General features: G+C 64.1%; 21 protein-coding genes. 10 read left to right on the top strand and 11 right to left on the bottom strand.

The window, feature by feature from the left end:
* Positions 1-340 precede the first annotated feature (340 nt).
* From D4754_RS06125 to D4754_RS06175, 11 genes are all read right to left on the bottom strand, one after another.
* Entirely contained in the window at positions 341-1,387 is a 1,047-nt protein-coding gene (locus D4754_RS06125) for a DUF7146 domain-containing protein (RefSeq protein WP_121062026.1), read from the bottom strand.
* Positions 1,387-5,721, bottom strand: coding sequence for a strawberry notch-like NTP hydrolase domain-containing protein (locus tag D4754_RS06130; protein WP_121062027.1), 4,335 nt, complete (start codon positions 5,719-5,721; stop codon positions 1,387-1,389). Before D4754_RS06130 ends, D4754_RS06125 begins: the two co-directional genes overlap by 1 nt.
* A 147-nt stretch (positions 5,722-5,868) precedes the next feature.
* Positions 5,869-6,513, bottom strand: coding sequence for an antitoxin of toxin-antitoxin stability system (locus tag D4754_RS06135; protein ID WP_121062028.1), 645 nt, complete (start codon positions 6,511-6,513; stop codon positions 5,869-5,871).
* Positions 6,506-6,922 (bottom strand): hypothetical protein, encoded by a 417-nt coding sequence (locus D4754_RS06140; protein ID WP_121062029.1) that lies wholly within the window; start codon positions 6,920-6,922, stop codon positions 6,506-6,508. Before D4754_RS06140 ends, D4754_RS06135 begins: the two co-directional genes overlap by 8 nt.
* A 65-nt stretch (positions 6,923-6,987) precedes the next feature.
* Positions 6,988-7,536: a hypothetical protein gene (locus D4754_RS06145; protein ID WP_163025794.1), complete on the bottom strand. Its 549-nt coding sequence runs from the start codon at positions 7,534-7,536 to the stop codon at positions 6,988-6,990.
* A 200-nt stretch (positions 7,537-7,736) separates the two neighbouring features.
* Entirely contained in the window at positions 7,737-7,901 is a 165-nt protein-coding gene (locus D4754_RS06150; protein ID WP_156876264.1) for a hypothetical protein, read from the bottom strand.
* Positions 7,902-8,316: 415 nt separating this feature from the next.
* Entirely contained in the window at positions 8,317-8,622 is a 306-nt protein-coding gene (locus D4754_RS06155) for a hypothetical protein (RefSeq protein WP_111774770.1), read from the bottom strand.
* A gap of 97 nt (positions 8,623-8,719) precedes the next feature.
* Positions 8,720-10,846 (bottom strand): ParB/RepB/Spo0J family partition protein, encoded by a 2,127-nt coding sequence (locus tag D4754_RS06160; RefSeq protein ID WP_121062031.1) that lies wholly within the window; start codon positions 10,844-10,846, stop codon positions 8,720-8,722.
* 117 nt (positions 10,847-10,963) lie between these two features.
* Positions 10,964-11,440: a JAB domain-containing protein gene (locus D4754_RS06165; protein WP_121062032.1), complete on the bottom strand. Its 477-nt coding sequence runs from the start codon at positions 11,438-11,440 to the stop codon at positions 10,964-10,966.
* A 133-nt stretch (positions 11,441-11,573) separates the two neighbouring features.
* Positions 11,574-11,969 carry a DUF2958 domain-containing protein gene (locus D4754_RS06170; protein ID WP_121062033.1) on the bottom strand — a complete coding sequence of 132 codons (396 nt, stop codon included), beginning with the start codon at positions 11,967-11,969 and terminating at the stop codon, positions 11,574-11,576.
* The gene (locus tag D4754_RS06175) at positions 11,966-12,928 is read right to left on the bottom strand and encodes an ArdC family protein (protein ID WP_076623794.1); all 963 of its coding nucleotides are present in this window, start codon (positions 12,926-12,928) and stop codon (positions 11,966-11,968) included. Before D4754_RS06175 ends, D4754_RS06170 begins: the two co-directional genes overlap by 4 nt.
* Before the next feature lie 361 nt (positions 12,929-13,289).
* Here D4754_RS06175 and D4754_RS06180 point away from each other — a divergent pair, with 361 nt between their 5' ends.
* The 10 genes from D4754_RS06180 (at position 13,290) to D4754_RS23880 (ending at position 19,901) form a co-directional block, all read left to right on the top strand.
* A complete protein-coding gene (locus D4754_RS06180) occupies positions 13,290-13,607 on the top strand; it encodes an H-NS histone family protein (protein ID WP_121062034.1) in 318 nt (105 codons plus the stop codon).
* A gap of 14 nt (positions 13,608-13,621) precedes the next feature.
* Positions 13,622-14,239 (top strand): plasmid pRiA4b ORF-3 family protein, encoded by a 618-nt coding sequence (locus tag D4754_RS06185; protein WP_121062035.1) that lies wholly within the window; start codon positions 13,622-13,624, stop codon positions 14,237-14,239.
* A gap of 331 nt (positions 14,240-14,570) precedes the next feature.
* Complete coding sequence (locus D4754_RS06190) at positions 14,571-14,834, top strand: pyocin activator PrtN family protein (RefSeq protein ID WP_121062036.1); 264 nt, start codon at positions 14,571-14,573, stop codon at positions 14,832-14,834.
* 135 nt (positions 14,835-14,969) lie between these two features.
* Entirely contained in the window at positions 14,970-15,563 is a 594-nt protein-coding gene (locus tag D4754_RS06195; protein WP_121062037.1) for a DUF6088 family protein, read from the top strand.
* Positions 15,556-16,590 carry a nucleotidyl transferase AbiEii/AbiGii toxin family protein gene (locus tag D4754_RS06200; protein ID WP_121062038.1) on the top strand — a complete coding sequence of 345 codons (1,035 nt, stop codon included), beginning with the start codon at positions 15,556-15,558 and terminating at the stop codon, positions 16,588-16,590. Before D4754_RS06195 ends, D4754_RS06200 begins: the two co-directional genes overlap by 8 nt.
* A 128-nt stretch (positions 16,591-16,718) precedes the next feature.
* Complete coding sequence (locus D4754_RS23875; protein ID WP_163025795.1) at positions 16,719-17,105, top strand: hypothetical protein; 387 nt, start codon at positions 16,719-16,721, stop codon at positions 17,103-17,105.
* Between the two features lie 20 nt (positions 17,106-17,125).
* A complete protein-coding gene (locus D4754_RS06205) occupies positions 17,126-17,548 on the top strand; it encodes a transposase (protein ID WP_240453767.1) in 423 nt (140 codons plus the stop codon).
* Positions 17,542-17,895, top strand: coding sequence for an IS66 family insertion sequence element accessory protein TnpB (gene tnpB, locus D4754_RS06210; protein ID WP_048534829.1), 354 nt, complete (start codon positions 17,542-17,544; stop codon positions 17,893-17,895). Before D4754_RS06205 ends, tnpB begins: the two co-directional genes overlap by 7 nt.
* Positions 17,896-17,949: 54 nt before the next feature.
* Positions 17,950-19,533 (top strand): IS66 family transposase, encoded by a 1,584-nt coding sequence (gene tnpC / locus D4754_RS06215; protein WP_121062040.1) that lies wholly within the window; start codon positions 17,950-17,952, stop codon positions 19,531-19,533.
* An 11-nt stretch (positions 19,534-19,544) separates the two neighbouring features.
* Positions 19,545-19,901 carry a hypothetical protein gene (locus D4754_RS23880; protein WP_163025796.1) on the top strand — a complete coding sequence of 119 codons (357 nt, stop codon included), beginning with the start codon at positions 19,545-19,547 and terminating at the stop codon, positions 19,899-19,901.
* Positions 19,902-19,984 lie beyond the last annotated feature (83 nt).

Consider the following 19,984-nt stretch of genomic DNA (forward strand, 5'->3'; position numbering starts at 1 on the left):
ATGTGTCCTTCGGCTGGACCGCGACCGTCGCGGCCTTCATGGCGACGACAAGCCCACGGGCGCTCCGGCCTGGCAGCCCGAGCTCTTTGCGAGGGCCTTGATGGCAAAGCCCGGCTGATTTGCTTCGCGCTGTAAAGGCGGGGGAGACGGGGTCCCACGCGACCTGTCGCGTGGGGTGGCTGGCCGCCGACGGAAATCAGTCGGGCGCCGCCATTGCCGGGCCGGAGCGTTTGTGGGCCGCTCGCCCTCTCAAGAAGGCCAAGGCGCGGTCCCCTTGCCGAGGTGCCCCAACCCCTTGCCCATGGCGGGATCGTTTGTCCCAGATCACGACCCTCTCTGGCTATGGCGCGCGTGACATGAAACGGCTGACGTCCTCAGGGGCGATCTGCACCCGGATCTGCGCCCTAAGCGCCTCCAGGCCGAGGCTCACGAGATCGTCGTTGAAATCCCCCAGCATGGGCGAGAGCGTGATGGCCTCGATCCCGGCTCCGATGGCCCGGTCCACCAGGCTGTCCCGCGCGGCGTCACCTGCCGGATCGTTGTCGCGGACGATGTAGAGCCTGCGCAGATGCGGGGAGAACTGGATGGCGGAGAGGTGCCCGGCCGAAAGTGCGGAGGCCATCGGCATCCTAGGCAATGCCTGCCGCAGCGAGAGGATGGTTTCGATCCCCTCGCCTGCCGCCATGACAACCTGCACCCCGCCAAACCGGACGGCGTTTCCGAGCAGGTCTCCCATTGCCTTTCTCGGCGGATCGAGCGGCGCCTTGCCGGAGCCGTCGCGGATGAGCCAGGTGCGATGCGCGCCGGTGATCCTGCCATCGAGGTCGGTCACCGCGGCAATCATGGCGGGCCATGCCTCTGTCGGCCCATCGCCCTCGGGTCGCCAGTAGCAGCTCGGATGGAACCGCAGATTCGCGGTTCCGCGTAAATCCGTAATGCCGCGTCCGCGTAAATACGTCTCCGCGAGGCTGCCGATCAATGGCCGGGTCATGTGCCAGAGGCGGCGCGCCGCTTCGGACGAACCGGATGGTACCGGCGGTGTTCGGAACTTGCGGGACTGTGGCTCCGGTTCGGGATGCGGCAGGCTGAGGAAGCGGCGGGCTTCCTCGGCAACATCAGCAAAATCGATAAGGCCGAGGCTTTCGCCGATCACGTCGAGCAGATCGCCATGTTCCCCGCTCTGCGCATCGGTCCATTTGCCGGCCGCGCCCTTGCCCGATTCCGGCCCGGTCAGACGGACGAACATGGAGCGGCCGGGACTGTTCTGCACATCGCCGACCTGCCAGTAATTGCCCTGTTTGCGCCCATTCGAGAGATAGTGGCGGCATACCGCCTCGGCCTCTCGGCCGAGACGCTGCGCCAGTTCGGAAGCGTTGAGGCGTGCCATCACGCGGCCTCCCGCTCGGAAATGCGCTCGACCGGGAAGCGGTCGAGCAGTCTGCCGATGATCTCCGGCCCGGCTTCCCCGACCGGAACGAAGAAGCGAAGTTTCCAGGAAATGATCTCGCTGAAGAGCCCATAGGCGCGCAGCCGATCGCGCATGGTATCGGTGAAGCCGGTGAGCTCGATCCGGTTCGCGCCCATGACACGCGAGCGTCGCAGTTGCAGCCCTTCGGCCAGATCGAAGATCGTCCGGCCCTCGATCAGCGCGGCATAGGCCTCGTCCGGGGTGATGCTGGTCGCAACCCCGCTGGTGGCGGCATTGGCCGCCCAAGCGGGTGAGACCCGGCGACCGATGATGCGCTCGCCCTCATCGGTCTGGAGCCGATAGACGCGGGAGGAGTCCTGCGGCAGGCGCTTCCAGATCGGCAGCAGCAGCCCGGTCACCATATGCAGGATGCTGTCGGTGAACTCCGGCACTTCGTCCAACTCGGCCTGCCATGCCGAGGCGAAGGCAGCGCGTTCGGCCTCGACCCAGTGGGTCTCGCCCATCGCCCGCGCTGGCATGTTCATCGCTTCCATCGGCCGGATCAGCCGGACGCGGCGCTCGATCTCGCCATCGTCCAGCATGACGCTGGTGGTGGGGATCTGCATGGCGGCACGACCGGACCGCTCGTTGACGAGCAGCTTCGCCCGTGGATCATCCAGTTCTGCAAGAGCTGCATCCAGCGTCACCGGCTGATTGCGCTTGCGCTCGGTCAGGGTCAGGAGCCGCGTTTCGGCACCGGTGCCGGGATGGGTACGGATCACCTGCCGGTCGGTGACGATGAAGCTTTCCGCCTTCAGGGTCTCCAGCCCCATGTCATAGGTGCCCGATGCAATGGCGCCGTCGATGCGCGCCTGCAGAAGCTGCTCGAAGGCCGAGAACAGGATGCCCTGCATCTCGATGGTCAGCGCCAGAAGGCGGTTGAGAAAAGTGGTGATCGGCGGCAGATCGTCCTTGATCCCATTGCTGTCCATCAGTTTGAGACCGGTAGCGGATTCAAACCTCTCCAGCGAGCAGCCCTCGACCTTGCCGCTCACGATCAGCAGATAGAGCTGGCGTAGCGCATCGCGAGCGTAGGCGGATTCCAGATTGTCCTCGGGCCGGAACAGGCCCTGTCCGCCGGTCTGGCGCTGGCCGCGGGTGATCGCGCCGAGCGTGTCGAGACGACGGGCGATCGTGCTGAGGAAGCGCTTCTCGGCTTTGACGTCCGTGGCGATGGGCCGGAACAGCGGTGGTTGCGCCTGATTGGTGCGGTTGGTGCGCCCCAGCCCCTGAATGGCGGTATCGGCCTTCCAGCCCGGTTCCAGCAGGTAATGCACCCGCAGCCGCTGGTTCCGCGCCGAGAGCTCCGCATGATAGCTGCGCCCGGTGCCCCCCGCATCCGAGAAGACCAGAATGCGCTTCTGATCATCCATGAAGGCCGAGGTCTCTGCCAGGTTTGCGGAGGGCGCACGGTTCTCGACCGCCAGACGCGCCGATGCGCCATCGCCCTTGCGCACGATCCGGCGCGAGCGGCCGGTGACCTCCGCCACCAGATCGGTGCCGAAGCGCTGAACGATCTGGTCGAGCGCCCCCGGAACCGGCGGCAACGAGCCGAGCTGTTCGAGCATCTCGTTCCGCCGGGCCACGGCTTCGCGGCTCTCGACCGGCTGACCGTCCCGGAACACCGGCCGCGAGGAGAGGTTGCCTTCGCTGTCGGTGAAGGGTTCGTAGAGCTGCACCGGGAAGGAATGCTGCAAATACGAGCCGACATATTCCCGCGGCGTGAGGTCGACGGAAATGTCGTTCCATTCCTCGGTCGGGATCTCCGCCAGCCGCCGTTCCATCAGCGCCTCGCCAGTCGAGACGATCTGGATGACGGCCGCATGGCCCGTCTCCAGATCGGCGTCGATCGAGCGGATCAGCGTCGGGGTTTTCATCGAGGTCAGTAGATGGCCGAAGAAGCGCTGCTTGGTGCTCTCGAAGGCCGAGCGCGCTGCGGATTTGGCCTGCCGATTCAGCGTCGCCCCACCAGATTCTGGGCTGCCGGTGATATTGGCCGCTTCCATCGCCGCGTCCAGGTTCCCATGGATCACGGCGAACGCGGCCGCGTAAGCGTCATAGATGCGGCGCTGCTCGTCGGTGAGCTTGTGCTCGACCAGCTCGTATTCGACGCCGTCATAAGAAAGCGAGCGCGCGGTATAGAGGCCGAGAGATCGCAGGTCGCGGGCCAGAACCTCCATCGCCGCCACACCGCCGGCCTCGATCGCCTCGACAAATTCAGCGCGGGTCTGGAACGGAAAATCCTCGCCACCCCAGAGACCGAGCCGTTGTGCATAGGCGAGGTTGTGGACGGTCGTGGCCCCGGTTGCCGAGACATAGACCACGCGGGCATCCGGCAGGGCATGCTGGAGCCGCAGGCCTGCGCGTCCCTGCTGCGAAGCGGCGATATCGCCGCGGTCTCCCTTGCCGCCACCGGCATTCTGCATCACATGGCTCTCGTCGAAGATGATGACCCCATCGAAATCGGAGCCCAACCATTCGACGATCTGCCTGACGCGCGAAACCTTCTCGCCCCGGTCATCGGAGCGTAGGGTGGCATAGGTGGTGAACAGGATGCCTCCCGACAGCGTGATCTTTGCGCCTTGAGGGAAGCGTGACAGAGGCGTGACCAGCAAGCGTTCCATGCCGAGCGCCGACCAGTCACGTTGCGCATCCTCGATCAGCTTGTCGGACTTGCTGATCCAGACCGCCTTGCGGCGACCGCGCAGCCAGTTGTCGAGGATGATCCCGGCCGACTGACGGCCCTTGCCGGCACCGGTGCCGTCACCGAGCATGAAGCCGCGGCGGAAACGGACAGCGCCGGCAGCATCCTCGGCGGCGGCGCTCACCTTGTCGAAATGCTCGTCCACGGTCCAGGCACCTGCGAGGTGATCGAAATGGGATTCCCCGGCGTAGATAACGGTCTCCAACTGCGCGTCGGAGAGCCGGGTACGGATGTCGGCGGGCAACATTGGCCGATAGGAGGGCTTCGGAGGTGCGACGGAGGCCATGGCGGCGGACTGCACCAGCCTGGTCGGGTGCGGCTCGGCGCCGGAGATGCGCAGCGATTGCAGCGCATATTCCTCATAGATCGCGTCCGACAAGCGCGCGCCCTCGGGCGGCGCCCAGTCCACGGTCTCATACTCGAGCTCCACCCCCTCGGGATCGGACGCTGGTGCGGCGGCGGGTCGGGACGCTGTGGCGCGAGCGAGATAACCGCGCACGGTCTTCGGCGCAGCTGCCGGCACGGGAGAAGCGACCTTCGGCAGCGACACCGGCAAGCGCAGCGGAAGCTGGCTTTCGATCCAGCCGAGCAGCGTGACAACGTCGGGTGCAATCCCTGCCGAGGCCGGGAAGACTGACGGATCGTCGGCGGGCAGTTTGTCGATCACCGTCAGCCGCGTGTCGATGCGGGTGCCATGTCTGGCGAAGACCGCGCCATCGATCGCCGCGGTGAAGACCAGGCGGCCGCGGTCCTGCAGGCGGATGAAGGCGTCGCGCCAGGCCGGTGCTTCCGGTCCGAAGTTCGCGCCGGTGATCGTGACCAGCCGTCCGCCAGGAGCAAGCCGGGCCAGCGCCGAGGCGACATGACGAAGGGCAGCATCCGCCATCCGCCCCTCGACATTGGCCATGACCGAGAAAGGTGGGTTCATCAGCACCACGGACGGCACGGCCTCCGGGACCAGATGATCGTCGATCTGGGCGGCGTCGAACCGGGTGACTGGAAAGGCCGGAAAGAGGGAAGAGAGAAGATCGGCGCGGGTCTCGGCGAGTTCGTTGAGGATCAGCGAGCCGCCGGCAGCCTGTGCGAGGATCGCCATCAGGCCGGGGCCGGCCGAGGGTTCCAGCACCACGTCATCGGGCGTGATCGCGGCCGCGGTCAGGGCGGCAAAGCCGAGAAGCAGAGGCGTGCTGAACTGCTGGAAGCTCTGACTTTCTTCGGAGCGGCGGGTCTGCGTCGGTAGTAACCCCGCGATCTTCGCCAGAGGACCGAGCCGGGACGCCGGGGAGGCGGCTTTGCGGAACAGCGCCTTTCCGTATTTGCGCAGGAACAGAACCGTGGCGACCTCGCAGGCCTCATAAGCGAGCTTCCAGTCCCAGGCGCCACTGGCGTCGGAGGCGCCGAAAGCGCTTTCCATCGCATCGCGCAGGATCGCAATATCGACGCGTTGACCGCGTTCGAGATGGGGAAGGAGGATATTGGCGGCGGCCAAGATCGCGGGTGCGGCGCCGAGCGGCGTGACCGGATCGGTCACGGGAGACGAGATGTTCATATCGGGGATCCTCGGAGAGCGGGAGGGACAAGCCCGGACAGCGCTCTCTCGACCACCCGGACTCACCCCGTCCCGGCCCCTCTCTGACTCTGGAAACGACGACATGAACAAAGCGCCCCGACCGGATGGTGGGGGCGCTTGTCAGGATCAGCCGAACCTGCGTCCGGCTTCGGTGAAGGTGTAACCGTTGGCGATGATGGCCTCATCGACGACCTCATCCGAGGACAGATAGTCGTATTCGCGCTCGAGCTGGCGGTAGAGCCAGCGGGCGAGATCGCGCAACGCCTCGATAACCACCTCCTCGGCGTCGGCGGTCAAGTCCTGCCAACTCAGGCTGTCACGCTCGACCGAGATTGCCATGCAATACTCATGGTAATAATGGCCGCGATGGGTGGCTTCGGCGCGTAGCTGGTAGAAATTACGCCGCTGGACCGCCTGCAGGGCATCGGCGATGCGGTGCAACTCGGTATCCTGCGGCGCGTATTCCCTGATCAGGCGCGGCGCGCCCTTGCGATAGGCATAGAAAGTTTCGAAGCAGGCGCCATCCCCCTGGCTCCAGAAGCCCCGGAACCAGATGCAGGGGTCTTGCCGTGTGCCGCCGCCCATCAACCGGACGGTTCGGGTCTTGAGGTTCAGCCCTAGGATTTCGGCGACGCGCTGGAAATCCTCATAGACGCCATCGTACCAGTCATCGCCGAAGCCACCCTCACGATACCAGACGCGGGCTTTGTCCCTAGCTGCATCGGAAAGCTCGTCGAGACGATAGACAGTGATCTCGATGACCTCACTCATAGGGATTGCCTCCCCCCAACACGGTGGAAAGCCAGCCGTCCGTGTAGATCCAGTCCACCGTCTCGCCGGTGGCGAGATCGAGGACGTGCGCTCCGCCGCCGAACCCGTCCACACGCGGCTTCGAGCAGGTGTTGGCGTATTGCATTCCCCAAAGGCCGGTCAGCCCGAACTCCTTCGCGCAGCGTTTGACGAATTGGATGATATGCTCGGGATCGCCGGTGCCATCATCGCGCATCCAGAGCTGGGTTCCGCCATGCTCGGGTTGAATGGAAAGCAGAAACCCGTCCGAAGGCGGATCCCCAGCGGCATTCTCATCCGAGAGCGCATTGTAGAGATCGAGCGCACGGGCGGCCTGCTCGGGGGTGCCCACATCGAGCAGGCAGGAGAAATGGGTGAAATAGTCGGCCATGATGGTCTCCGGGCATGACATGGCCCGGCGTGACACCGGGCCGAATGGGATGGAAAGGGTGAAGCTCAGGCGGCCTGTGGCAGGCGGAGCAGATCGGCCGCGGTCTCGCGCCAGAAGGGATCAACCAACCGTGCCTCCAGAGCAGCAGCGCGGTAACGCAGCCGTCGCGCATCACCGGGCTCCGAGGCTAGGAATGCCATACCGCGCAATCGGCTGGCCTCGGTCACAATACTGCGTGCCTCGGCATCGGATGCGACCGGCTGCTGCCAGAGGATAATGCCGGCGCGGATCTCGCCGGCGAGGACCAGGCGCTGATCGCGGTCCTGAATGAGCATGATGCGCGGTTGGAAATACGGAAAGCTATTCGGCCCCGTGCAAATATCACCGCGCGGCAGGCGCAAGGCTGCGGCCTGAATGGCCTGTTCCGGTGACGGGCATTCCCCAAGCGGGATCACGCGGTCAAAGCTATTCGCCGCGTCACTGGCGTCATAGCTGGCGACACCGAGGCAAGAGATGCGCAGCGGCAGCTTTTGCGACCGATACAGCGCGGGCAGAACATCAGCCGTCAGAATCTGGCCGATGGAACGTAAGGTTTCGGAACGGGCAAAGGTCATCGGGATCACTCCATGACGGGCGCCGGAAAGCCTCTCTCTCCAGCCCTCAACCCGTCACGGCCGAACGGCCCGCACTCTTCCTCTCTGACCGGGCTTGTTCCCGGATCCGCTGCCGACGACGGGGGACCATCGAGAGGCACTGAAGGCCCGAAGCGCGGGTCTCCGCGCTCGGGCCGTTTGGGGAGAGGCGCTTTCGCGCCTCAGGCCCATGGATCCAGTTCCAGCTTCACCATGTCTTCGTCGCCGTCGAACTCGTCGGCGGGCATGGCGCCGTGGGTTCCGTCCCCGGCCTGGAACACGACGATTACGACCATCAGAGTGGTGGCGAGGCTGGCGGCGAAAGCGGTGGCATCTGCATAGGACATCGGGATTGGCTCCTGTCTTTGGAGGCGGGGGACCATCCCCCGCGCGACAGGCGCCCGACGTGTCTGACCGGATCTGCACTCACCCTCGGGCGTTCGGACTTTTTCCGAATCCCCGAGGGCGGCACGTATGCGCAAGCCGACCCCTACGGGGTTGAATGTCAAAGAGACGGATCAGACCAAGGTTAGCGAATGGAAGCGGGGGTGGTGTCTTGCATCCGACAGGTGCCGGAGACCCCCTTGCAGATGCTTCGCCCGGCCAGCCTTGCCGCCACGCTGGCATCAGGAATGTGGTCGAGGACAGGGGCGGAAATCGATGCCGAACATGATGAGCGGCACCGTGGTGATGCTGGAACTGGAACCATGGAGGCCCATGACAGGAAGACGGTGGCGGCTATCGTCGGACGTGAACAGGCCTTCAGTCCCAGAGTCCATCGGCAATCTCGCGGGCGATCATCGCGCGCGCTCTCATCATCACCTCATCGCCGCTGGTGTCGATATGACCGTAGAACCGGGCATGACCGCCATTCGCGGCCCAATCGGTGTAGCGGCAGTATTCTCGCCTTTCGAGACGAAAGGCGCGCATGTCATCCGCCCAATGCGGCTTCGGCTCCACCACTACGGTGATGCCGTCGCAGGTTTCCTCCCAGGGCAGCGTGCGTTCGGATGGCGGAATGGCGCGGTTCTCACGGAATATTCGGTCGATATCGATCGTATCAGGCATCAGGGTTCTCCAATGCAAAAGCCCGGTCACGAGGACCGGCCAAGTTGCGGAAACGGAAGGGATGAGGCGGGGCAGCGAAGGCCACCCCGCCTGAGCATCATTCGGCGGCGACCATCGACTTCTCCTCGTCCTCCGCGACTTCTTCATCCTCGCCATCGCCGGCAAGGAATTCAGGCAAATCATCCGCCTCCGTGTCGACCCCGACATCCAACGCGATATCGGCATCGCGATCCACCATGCGCAGCGGTTCCGGCAGCCAGCCGGTTTCGGCCAGCAGGCGCTCGGCCTCCTTGGCCATGTCGCCCTTCTTCAGATGGTCGATGAGTTGCGCCGCGCGGTCTCCGGCGCCCTCGCGCACTGCCTCGATGATCCGCGGCTTGGTCACGCGGCCGAGATAGTTGCCGACGGTCGGCCGCCAGCCCACGGCCACCATGTCGAGGCCCGTTGCCCGCGCCAGCCGGTCGGCCTGAGACAGTCTCACGTCGAGCCCGTGCTGGCTGACGCCCATGCCGCTGTAGGGGTTGGGCTTCTCATGGAGCGCGTTCACACCGAAGCTGACGCAATGGGCGAGCAGCTCCATCCGGGTGTCGTCGTCCTGATCGGTGAGCCAGTCCCAGAGAGCGGCATCGTCGGCCGGAATATGATCGCCCCAGCGTTCGTTCCGCTCGGCGATGGCGCGCGCCGAAACGCTCTCGCCGAGGTCGTCGGCTTGTACCGGGAAATGAGCTTCCCGGACATGAGCCTCGAGGCACCCCCTGGTGGAATGCGGCAGGAAGCAATCGGTGACCAGCCGATGCAGCAGCGCCGTCATCGCCACATGCGGGTTCGCCGCCACGGCATCGCGGAGTGCCAGCGTGCGATGCGCGGTCAGCTCGCTGACCAGGCGGTCCGGCAGAGGTCGGATCGTTTCGACGTCCTCGTCCTCCTCAGGTTCGGTCGCCGTGCCACCCACCATGATGACCGCGCGCTGCACACCACCGGACTCGCCTTCCTCGGGAGAACACCCATCAGCACCCTGCCCTTCCTGACCTTCCATCGCCTCGTCGTCGGCACGGACATAGCCGCGCTCGACGGAGAGCTGGCCGTCATGGCGGATGCTAACGAAGACACCGGCCCCCGCCATCTGGTCCGCGTCATACCGCATCGGCCGGGCCTCGAAGGCCTCCAGCGCCTCCTCGATCTCGCCGAGCCGCGCGTCCACCTCGTCGGGGAACTCGTCAGCCTCGGCATATTCCGCCTCCAGCGCGTCGAACTCGTCCCGCAGCTTCTCACGCTCGGCACGTTCGTCGTCAGTCAGGTCGATGGTGGTACCGGCCAGACGGCGCATGCCGCTGGTATGGCCATAGGGGAAGTCCACGGCGACCTCGATCCACTTCCAGCCCTCGGCGGCGATGGTTTCTGCCTCGGCCTTCAGCTTCTCGCCGGCCAGCCGGTCGAGCAGCATCGGGTCCTGAAGCCAGCCGCCATCGTCCTGCTGGAAGAGATCGCGCAGCACATAGCCGCCCGCCGCCTCATAGGTCTCGATGCCGACGAAGAGCGCCCGCCTGTCGGAAGCGCGCACCGTGGTCTCGGTCAGCATGCGACGAATGGTGTAAGGCTCCTTCTGCCAACTATCCTTAATCACCTCCCAGACCTGTTCCTGCCGTGCATGGTCGTCGGAGACGGTGAAGGCCATGAGCTGTTCCAGCGTCATGCCGTCCTCCGCATAGGTCTCGAGCAGCGCCGGCGAGACCGAAACGAGGCGCAGACGCTGCTTCACCACTTTGGCGTCGACGAAAAAAGCCGCGGCGATTTCCTCCTCGCTCATGCCCTTCTCGCGAAGGACCTGGAAGGCGCGGAACTGGTCGAGCGGATGCAGCGGCGCGCGCTCGATATTCTCGGCCAGCGACACCTCGTCGATCAGGATATCGTCTCTGGCCTCCGAGACGATACAGGGCACCGGCGCGGTCTTGTTGAGGCGCTTCTGTTTGACCAAAAGCTCCAGCGCACGATAGCGGCGGCCGCCAGCCGGCACTTCGAAGAGGCCGGTTTCCTGCCCCTTGGCGTCGAGCTCGGGCCGGACATGCAGGGACTGGATCAACCCCCGGCGGGCGATGGACTCGGCCAGTTCCTCGACCGAGATACCGGCTTTCACGCGCCGGACATTGGACTGGCTGAGCACCAGCTTGTTGAAGGGGATGTCGCGCGAGGACGACAGGGTGATTTTCTGCGTGGCAGTGGCCATGTCAGGGTCTCCATGACGGACGCCGAGGAGCCTCTCTCTCCGGCAACCAGCCCGTCACGAAACTCCCCCCACTCCTTTCCCTCTCTAGGCCGCGCCGCGGATGAACGCGCATACCCATCAGAGCTCGCCGCGGGCACGCAGGCTGGTCTCCCGGCCGGCGCCGGTGATGATGTGGTCGTGCAGCATCACCCCTAGGGACGCACAGGCGTTCCGGATTTCTTTCGTCATCGCGAGGTCGGCGGCCGAGGGCTTGGGATCGCCGGCCGGATGATTGTGGACGATGATCAGCGCCGAGGCATTGAGCGTCAGGCATCGCCGCAGCACCTCCCGGGGATAGACCGGGACATGATCGACCGTGCCGATGGCGAGGCATTCGTCGGAGATCAGCCGGTTCCTCCGGTCGAGATAGAGGACATGGAACCGCTCCACATCGCCCCTGATGGTGAGGGCGCAATAGTCGAGCACCGCCTGCCAGGACGACAGGACAGGGTTCTGGTTGAGATGGCGCAGCAGGATCTGCCGGGCTTCATAGACCACGGCCTGCTCCTGGGCCGAGAACCGGAGCGGCTGCGGTTCGACGGCGGGTGTTCTCATCTTTCGTGTCATGGTCCTGTTCTCCAACGGGCAGTCGGCCGGGCGCCGTACTTTCACCGCGTCACGAGGAGAAGCGCCGCCCTCGTCCTTCGAAGAGAGCGGCGCCGAGCGTGGAAAGCCGGAAACCCGGACATCAGGAATGCCGGGCCTCCGTATCGGAGGGTGGCCTGATCGACAGGCGGCCCGAGCGGTAAAGCAGGCGCTCGGCATCGCGGATGCTGCCGGCCTGGCGCGCGGTGTCGGCCCAGACCGAGATCGGCACGTCGCCGGTGAAGAGTAAATCGCGCTCGATCCCCATGCCGAAGGGCAGCCGGATCGAGCACAGTTCATCGAAGCTCCAGGAGCCAAGCTCGGGATAGCCGATATCGGCCAGGCCGAACATGATGTCACCGTCCGCGTCCAGTTCGGTCGCGAGCCAGACGCCGGCACCAAAGGGATTGAAGAATTTGACGACAGGAATGTGATCGACATCCGGTTGGCGACCATTGGCGAGAAGGTGCGCGCGCTGCGCATCTGTCAGGAGGATCATGCCGCAGCGCTCCCTTCCGCCGAGGTCTGCCGCTCAACATCGGTGCTGTCGTCGGGCAGATGGGCCAGCAGCCAGTCGGCCGCCTTGCTGGCCTGCGAGGCTGCACGGACGATCGCGCGGGAATCCTCGCGCATCACCTCCAGCCACGAGCCCACGTAGTCGGCGTGGCGCACCGTCGGGACGATCCCGAGCGAGGCGCAACAGAACGCGCTCGAAATCTCGGCGATCAGTTCCTCGAAGGCGTATTTCCTCGTTCCGAAGCCGCCCGAGAAATCCCGAGCCAGGCGGGCGCTGTGCCCCGTGGCATGCCCCATCTCGTGCAGCGCCGTGCGGTGCCAGTTGATCGGCTCGAAATACGCCTGCGGAGGTGGGACCTGCACATAGTCGAGCGCGGGGACATAGAAGGCGCGGTTGCCACCGATCCGGAAGTCGATACCGGTCTTCGCGATCAGCGTCTCGACCTGCGGCTCGATCAGCCCAGGCGGCGGTGGCGGCGCCTCTACGGCGATGTCGTCGGGCAGACCATCGCATTGCGCCGCATTGAACACGGTAAAGCGCTTCAGGAACGGGATGCTGTTTGCATCTTCCCCGGTCTCCCGGGCGCGGCGCTTCTCGTCTTCAGGCGTGAAACGGTCGGCATAGACGACGGTGGTGCCCCGCTCGCCCTTGCGGACATTGCCGCCGAGCGACAGCGCCTGGCGGAAGGTCAGCCAGTGCTGGGTTGGATAGCCCCGCTGGATGACCGCGCCCCATAGGATCAGGACATTGATCCCGGAATATTGCCGACCCGTGCTGGCGTTTCGCGGCATGGCGAGCGGCGCTTGCGCCGCCGCGGTTCCCCAGGGCTGGACCCAGGGCAGCCGGCCTTCCTCCAACTCGGCGATGATCTTGTCGGTGATGTCGTCATAAAGGTTCGTTCGCGGGCCACTCTTGTGGGCCGCGCGATGCTCTCTAGTCATCGGGATGATCTCCGCGACGGGCGCCGGAGGCCTCTCCTCCAGCCCTCAACCCGTCACGGAAAACCCGCCCGCACTTTCACTCTCAGGGGGCGTTTCGGGGTCTCCCCGCTGATGGGGGTGTGTCGGCAATGCCAGTGACGACCAAGGGGAAGGCTTTCCCCCAGACGATCCTCGCATTCAGCCGAGCCATGCGTGAAAAAGGCAAAAGCCAACACTCGCGAACCCCAATCCCCGACATGTTGTAATCCCCAGGATATCTGCGCTTATCTGACACGCAATCGCGGTGCCTGCTTTCCAGCGCCAGACGCCTTTCTTCCCCAAGGCTCGGGCTCAAATCCACCGGGCAACAAATGAGGACCAAATGACGGATATCGATCTTAACGCCTTGTCGCTTCCCGAGCTGAAGCAGTTGCAAAAGAATGTTGCGAAGGCCATCGCGAGTTTCGAGGACCGTCGCAAGGCCGAGGCCCGCGCCAAGGTTGACGACTTGGCCCGCGAACTCGGTTTCAGTTTAGACGAACTTGCGGAAGCCGCTCCCACCCGGAAACGCGCGGCGTCTGCGCCCAAGTACCGCCATCCGGAAAACGCCGAAATCACCTGGTCCGGCCGTGGGCGCAAACCGGCATGGATCGCCGAGGCGCTGGCTACGGGCAAATCGCTGGACGATTTTGCGATCTGACCGGGGGACCTGCCTTGTACCAGCCCGCGAATGCCGTCCGCCTGCATGTCTCTCTGGCGGAGATTGACCCGCCGATCTGGCGGCGACTTGTCGTGCCGTCGGACTGGACGCTCGACAGGCTGCATCTGGTGCTGCAGGCCGCGTTCAGCTGGACCGACAGCCATCTGCATGAGTTCCGGATCGGCGGGCTGCGATATGGCGACCCCGATCAGCTTGAGGATGGTTTCGGGGGCCCGCAGACCTTCGACTACACTGAGGTCAGGCTGGCGGATTTCAGCGGCCAGGATCTGACCTTCACTTACCTTTACGACTTTGGCGATGACTGGACCCATGTGATCCGGATCGAGGAGTGGCTATCCCTCGATCCCCTGCCCCGCCACGCAGAATGCACCGAAGGGGCCCGGGCCCGGCCGCCCGAGGACGTCGGCGGCCCCTGGTCCTATGCCGATTTCCTCGAGACCATCCGGGATCCGAACCACGAGGACCACAGCTCCAACCTTCGCTGGGCCGGCGGGCATTTCGATCCGGACTGGTTCGACATCGAGCTGATCAACAAGGATCTGCGCAACACCTTCCGCAAGAACACCAGCCGACGCCTGCATCAGCCCAAGCCAAAGCATTCTGGTCGGTAAGCGCAGAGGGTTCGGCCCTCAAGGCGCTGCCGCGGGCCTGGATGACCCTCCTCCTGCCGGCAGCACCAGTGTGGCAGCGCCCCCAGCGGGATCCGGGGATGCCTGCACCGCAAAAGGTGCACTTGTCTTGCGGCCTCTCCAGAAGCGTTGCTTGGCGTCGAGGCTCCCGCCCGACTTACCCAAGCATGGGCTCCCTACCCCCTTTCACACGCTTCGGAGAGTCTCTCCGACCCAACGTACCCGTCCGATTTGCGCTCCATGCTATCCGCTTCCCCGCCAACCCGCTGCGCGACCTTCTCACAACTATGCCATCGTGCTTCACTCCGGGATCATGAACACGGCGTTTCTCTTGATAGCAATGTATTCCGGGCGACCGATCATTCCCGCTGAGGATGTCGCCAGGGATTTTTTCAGTCTGAGTACCGACAAGTTCGTCCGCAAAGTCTCGGCTGGTTCCATCGCCCTTCCTCTCGTCCGCATGGAAGCGTCGCAGAAATGCGCCAAAGGCGTCCATATCGACGATCTGGCCGAGTACCTGGACAAGAGGCGGGCTGCAGCCGTCAAGGAATGCCTGCAACTGCAGGGCCTTCGGTAAGCGTGTTCCCCTCTGAAAATCGCCGATGGCCTGCCTGCTACCCACGGCACGAAGCCACCACCCTCTTCGTCTCGCTCAACAGCACGCATTGAATTCTGTCAGAAAACTGCGTATACTTCTGACAGGAGAACGATCATGCAGCACCTTGCAGAACAGATATTGACCCATGCAGAGGGACTTCCGGAAGGAGCGCCACTTGCCGCAAAGGGCCTGCTGCACCTCGGCAGCCGTGCCGGTGTGGATCAGGCCTTGTCGCGCCTTGCCGAGCGCGGCCAGTTGATCCGTGCCGGGCGCGGCGTTTACCTGCGACCGATCAAAAGCCGGTTTGGAACGCGCGCTCCGTCCGTGGAACAGGCCGTCGAGGCCCTCGCGGCGCAACGTGGCGAAATCATCGTTCCAACCGGCGCCGCCGAAGCGAATGCACTCGGCCTGACCACGCAAGTGCCTGTTCGCTCCGTGTACCTGACCTCGGGTCGCAGCCGCACGCTCTCATTGGGCAAACAACTCGTGGAACTGCGCCACGCCCCCCGATGGCAACTCGCCCTCGGGAAGAGGCCGGCTGGCAGTGCTGTTCGCGCTCTGGCCTGGCTCGGGCCGGAACAGGCAGAGACAGCTCTTAGATCGCTGAAGCAGAAACTGCCCGCAGCGGCGTTTGACGAATTGGTAACCGCCGCACCGCAGTTCCCGACCTGGCTTGCACGCAGTGTCGGAAATGCGGCGCATGTCTGAACCCTTCCTGTCTTTGCCGCCTAGAGACCGCAAGGAAGCCCTGGCCGTAGCTGCAGATCGCTCCGGGCGGCCCGCGCACCTGCTCGAAAAGGACGTCTGGGTTGTCTGGGCCCTTCAGACCCTCTTCAGTTCCGAGCTTGGTGAGCACCTCGTTTTCAAGGGCGGAACATCCCTTTCCAAGGCCTATGGGGTGATCCAGCGCTTCTCTGAAGATGTCGATCTGACCTATGACATACGGGCAATCGCACCTGATCTGGTGGGAGAACGCGCCGAAGCCCTGCCAACCACACGCAGTGAGGAAAAGCGCTGGTCGAAAGCTGTTCGGGATAGATTGCCAAAATGGGTCGTCGAAACGACGCAGCCCTTGATCCAGGACGCCATTGCAGCGCAAGGGCTATCGGCCTCGACACGGGCAGATGGCGACAAGCTTTTCATCGATTACAAAGCCGCCTCTTCTGGCTCCGGCTATGTCGCCCCCAGCGTCATGCTGGAATTCGGCGCGAGATCGACCGGCGAACCGGCGAGCCTGCGTGACGTCACCTGCGATGCGAACGGGCTGATCGAGGGCGTGACCTTTCCGACCGCGACACCGCGCGTGATGCATGCCGAACGAACCTTTTGGGAGAAGGCCACGGCGATCCATGTCTTTTGCGTACAGGGTCGGCTCCGCGGGGAGCGCTTCGCGCGCCATTGGCATGACCTGGTACGCCTCGACGATGCAGGCATCGCGGATGTGGCTATTTCCGACCGAGACCTCGCCTCAGCAGTCGCGCGGCACAAGCGTATGTTCTTCCCGGAGAAGACGGCCGGCGGAACACCCGTGGACTATGAAGCCGCGGTTCATGGCAATCTGCAACTGGTCCCAAACGGAGAGGCTCGCACCGCGCTCGCGGCCGACTACGCGCACATGGTCGACGACGGCCTATTGCTTGAAGACGCTGAGCGTTTCGACGACCTCATCGAACGTTGCGCATCCATTGCCGAGCGCGCAAAGCTCGCAGAAAACAATCAGCACATCCGCACCTGAGCAGGTGGGCATACAGACTTCACGCCAGATAGCGGAAATCCGATGATCTTGGCAATGTCACGTCTTGACGCAATGCCAAGGGTCGTTTTGACTTCAAATCTGTACTTCATCCTGCATCCGAGGCGCGCGTGCGACGAACGTCAAAGACCGAATTTCTCAGAGGGTTAGGCGAATATAATCCCGGCGCACATGGGCCTTCGGGAACATCCTCAGAGCGGCAAAGACTAAAAGAAAAAATCGCCGCATATGATGCTCAACGCGGCGGCGTTTGGAACTACGAAGATCTCTATCATATCCTGACTATGATCCTGAAAGGATACCCCGTAGATAAAGCGCGCGACACGATTGCGGCCTTGGATGGGCCTGGGGAAGCCGCTGCAAAATTAGGAATCTTTGACGGAATCTGCGGATATATTCCAATTGGTAAAGCAAATTTCATCGAACGTGAGCGACGGGCTATCGGTAAGCGCCGTCTCGACCCCACGTTGCTGCTAATGGCTTCGGCTGCGAGGTGATCTCCATCTCATGATGGGGAGTGCGTTTCGAAATGTGCGCTACAAATTCGTTTCTCAAATCGCTGGGCGTCGAGATTTACGCGTCGGGACACCGCCGGTGGCCGGATGAGGCCAAGGCCTTGGCCGTCGCGATGACCTTGGAGGCTGGTGCGACGGTGAATGCCGTGGCGGAGCGGTTTGGCATTCTGCCCAATCAACTCTCGGCATGGCGACGTGAAGCCAAACAGGGCAAGCTCGTGCTGCCTGCGGCAGAAGTCGAGGGCCCTGTCTTTGCGCCTCTCGTTGTCTGCGAGGTCGCCGAGGGGGAAGCGGGCCCGGAGGTCGCATCGCAGGCTGCCCCGATCAGGATCACTCGAGGCGCTGTCGTGATCGAACTCGCCCATGATGCACCTGCGGCCCGGATTGCCGAGATTGCCCACGCGCTGGAGGTTCATCCATGCTGATGCCCTCGCAGGGCGTGCGGATCCTGGTGGCGACGAAGCCGGTCGACTTTCGCAAGGGGCATGACGGTCTCGCGGCGTTGGTCCAGTCGACGCTTGCCGAGGATCCGTTCACGGGCACGGTCTTCGTGTTCCGGTCGAAGCGCGCCGACCGGTTGAAGATCCTGTTCTGGGACGGCAGCGGACTCGTGATGGCCTACAAACGGCTGGAAGAAAACACCTTCACTTGGCCCGCGATCCGCGACGGGGCAATGACCCTGAACCGGGCGCAGTTCGAGGCCCTGTTTGCCGGTTTGGACTGGCGCCGGGTTCGATCTCTGGAGGTGCGCCGACCGGCTGTGGCAGAGTGACTCGGCCTATTGAATAACCGGGCACCGGCGCCCCGGGCCCGGTATAATCCAGCCATGCCCGACGCCGCGCCCATCGACCTGTCCGCGATCCCCGAGAGCCAGCGCGCCGCCGTTCTGGCGGTGCTGCAGGAAAACGGCGCCCTGAAGGAAGCCAACCGGCGGCTCGAGCATCTCGTGGCCGAATTGAACCAGGTCGTGCATGGCAAACGGTCCGAGAAGCTGAGTGATGACGACCGGCAGCTTGCCTTCGAAGACCTGGAAACCGCCGTCGTCGAGGTCGAGACCCGCAGGGAGCAGGCCGCCCCCTCCACCCAGACCCCGCGACAGAAACGGCAGCGCAATCTCGGCCATCTGCCCGCGGGCCTGCCGCGCATCGAGCGTGTCATCGAACCGGCGAGCCTTGAGTGTCCTTGCGGCTGCGGCCGCATGCACCAGATCGGCGAGGATCGGACCGAGCGTCTCGACATCGTGCCTGCGCAGCTCCGGGTGCTGGTCGACATCCGGCCGAAGTATGCCTGCCGCATTTGCTCAGACGGGGTCACCCAGGCGCCCGCCGCGCCCCGGCTGATCGAGGGCGGTCTGCCGACCGAGGGCGCCATCGCTCATGTGTTGGTCTCGAAGTTCGCGGACCACCTGCCGTTCTACCGCCAAGGCCAGATCCTGGCGCGCTCCGGCATCCAGGTCGACCGCAGCACCCTGGCGGACTGGGCAGGCACCGCCGCCTTCCACCTCGGCCCCGTGGTCGACCGGCTGGCGGAACACATCAAGTCCTCCGGAAAGCTGTTCATGGATGAGACCACGGCTCCGGTCCTCGACCCCGGACGCGGCCGAACCAAGACCGGCTACCTCTGGGCCCTGGCCCGCGATGATCGCGGATGGGGCGGAGAAGACCCGCCCGGTGTCGCCTTCACCTACCAGCCCAGCCGCGCCGGCGCCCACGCAGAACAGATCCTTCAGGGCTTCGACGGTATCCTGCAGCTCGACGGCTACACCGGTTATGACCGGCTGACGCGCCCGTCCCGCAAGGGCGGCGCGCCGATCACGGTGGCCCACTGCTGGGCGCATGCGCGGCGCAAGCTGAAGGAGATCTTCGACCGCGACGGCTCGGAAACCGCCGCNGTCTTCGACCGCGACGGCTCGGAAATCGCCGCCGAGGGCCTGCGCCGGATCGCTGAGCTCTACCGCATCGAGGCCGAGATCCGGGGCTTGGGCCCGGGCCAACGTCTGTCGGCCCGTCAGGCCCGCAGCGCGCCCCTCGTGGCCGAGTTCGGTGATTGGCTGCAGGCACAGCGTCTGCGTATCTCGGCCAAGTCGCGCCTCGGCGAGAAACTGACCTACATCCACCGCCAGTGGGGCGGCCTGCAGACCTTCCTCCACGACGGCCGCGTCGAGATGGACTCCAACGCCGTCGAAAATCTGATCCGCCCGATCGCCCTGACAAGAAAGAACGCACTCTTCGCCGGCCACGACGAGGGCGGCCGCACCTGGGCCCGCATCGCCTCCCTGATCGCAACCGCGAAGTTCAACGGCGTCGAGCCCATGGCCTATTTGAAGGCGACCCTTGAAGCCATCGCCGCCGGTCACCCGGCCAGCAGGATCGACGAGCTGCTACCTTGGAACTTCACCCCGTCAAGCTGAACAGGCGTGGGGTGGCGACAGCGCTTACGGCTATCGCCTTCGGAAAACATGAAGTCGACATTTCACCTGACTTTAGCTTCAAGGCAAATCAGGAAATTTTCGAAGTCTTCATTTATCCCTATAAGTCACCTCCACTCAAGCAGCAACAGAGGCATGCGATCGTTAACGCCATTGCCGCGACCGAGAGGAAAGTCCCGCATTTCTTAATTTTGGCAGAGTACCCAGAACTGTCCGGGATACGAAAATTCAGAGCAGAAACCTTTGATTTTCGTTACAGAGTTACTGAAGAGGGCTTCATAAAACACATGGAAACCTTCTATGATCTCCTCGACGAACGATCCAAAACAGGAGATTTATTCGGAGGATAGTGCATGGGCGACGATCGTGTCTGCCGCACTTGCGATCCCCCACCGCATGACCCGCCGCCTCAGAACTTTAGCTGAAAAGTTGT

This window comes from Chachezhania antarctica (genome assembly GCF_003646465.1).
Taxonomy (GTDB): domain Bacteria; phylum Pseudomonadota; class Alphaproteobacteria; order Rhodobacterales; family Rhodobacteraceae; genus Chachezhania; species Chachezhania antarctica.

Bases quoted from the DNA above. Each gene is read 5' to 3' on its own strand.
- D4754_RS06125 (WP_121062026.1), bottom strand. From the start codon at position 1,387: ATGGCACGCCTCAACGCTTCCGAACTGGCGCAGCGTCTCGGCCGAGAG.
- D4754_RS06130 (WP_121062027.1), bottom strand. From the start codon at position 5,721: ATGAACATCTCGTCTCCCGTGACCGATCCGGTCACGCCGCTCGGCGCC.
- D4754_RS06135 (WP_121062028.1), bottom strand. From the start codon at position 6,513: ATGAGTGAGGTCATCGAGATCACTGTCTATCGTCTCGACGAGCTTTCC.
- D4754_RS06140 (WP_121062029.1), bottom strand. From the start codon at position 6,922: ATGGCCGACTATTTCACCCATTTCTCCTGCCTGCTCGATGTGGGCACC.
- D4754_RS06145 (WP_163025794.1), bottom strand. From the start codon at position 7,536: ATGACCTTTGCCCGTTCCGAAACCTTACGTTCCATCGGCCAGATTCTG.
- D4754_RS06150 (WP_156876264.1), bottom strand. From the start codon at position 7,901: ATGTCCTATGCAGATGCCACCGCTTTCGCCGCCAGCCTCGCCACCACT.
- D4754_RS06155 (WP_111774770.1), bottom strand. From the start codon at position 8,622: ATGCCTGATACGATCGATATCGACCGAATATTCCGTGAGAACCGCGCC.
- D4754_RS06160 (WP_121062031.1), bottom strand. From the start codon at position 10,846: ATGGCCACTGCCACGCAGAAAATCACCCTGTCGTCCTCGCGCGACATC.
- D4754_RS06165 (WP_121062032.1), bottom strand. From the start codon at position 11,440: ATGAGAACACCCGCCGTCGAACCGCAGCCGCTCCGGTTCTCGGCCCAG.
- D4754_RS06170 (WP_121062033.1), bottom strand. From the start codon at position 11,969: ATGATCCTCCTGACAGATGCGCAGCGCGCGCACCTTCTCGCCAATGGT.
- D4754_RS06175 (WP_076623794.1), bottom strand. From the start codon at position 12,928: ATGACTAGAGAGCATCGCGCGGCCCACAAGAGTGGCCCGCGAACGAAC.
- D4754_RS06180 (WP_121062034.1), top strand. From the start codon at position 13,290: ATGACGGATATCGATCTTAACGCCTTGTCGCTTCCCGAGCTGAAGCAG.
- D4754_RS06190 (WP_121062036.1), top strand. From the start codon at position 14,571: ATGAACACGGCGTTTCTCTTGATAGCAATGTATTCCGGGCGACCGATC.
- D4754_RS06195 (WP_121062037.1), top strand. From the start codon at position 14,970: ATGCAGCACCTTGCAGAACAGATATTGACCCATGCAGAGGGACTTCCG.
- D4754_RS06200 (WP_121062038.1), top strand. From the start codon at position 15,556: ATGTCTGAACCCTTCCTGTCTTTGCCGCCTAGAGACCGCAAGGAAGCC.
- tnpB (WP_048534829.1), top strand. From the start codon at position 17,542: ATGCTGATGCCCTCGCAGGGCGTGCGGATCCTGGTGGCGACGAAGCCG.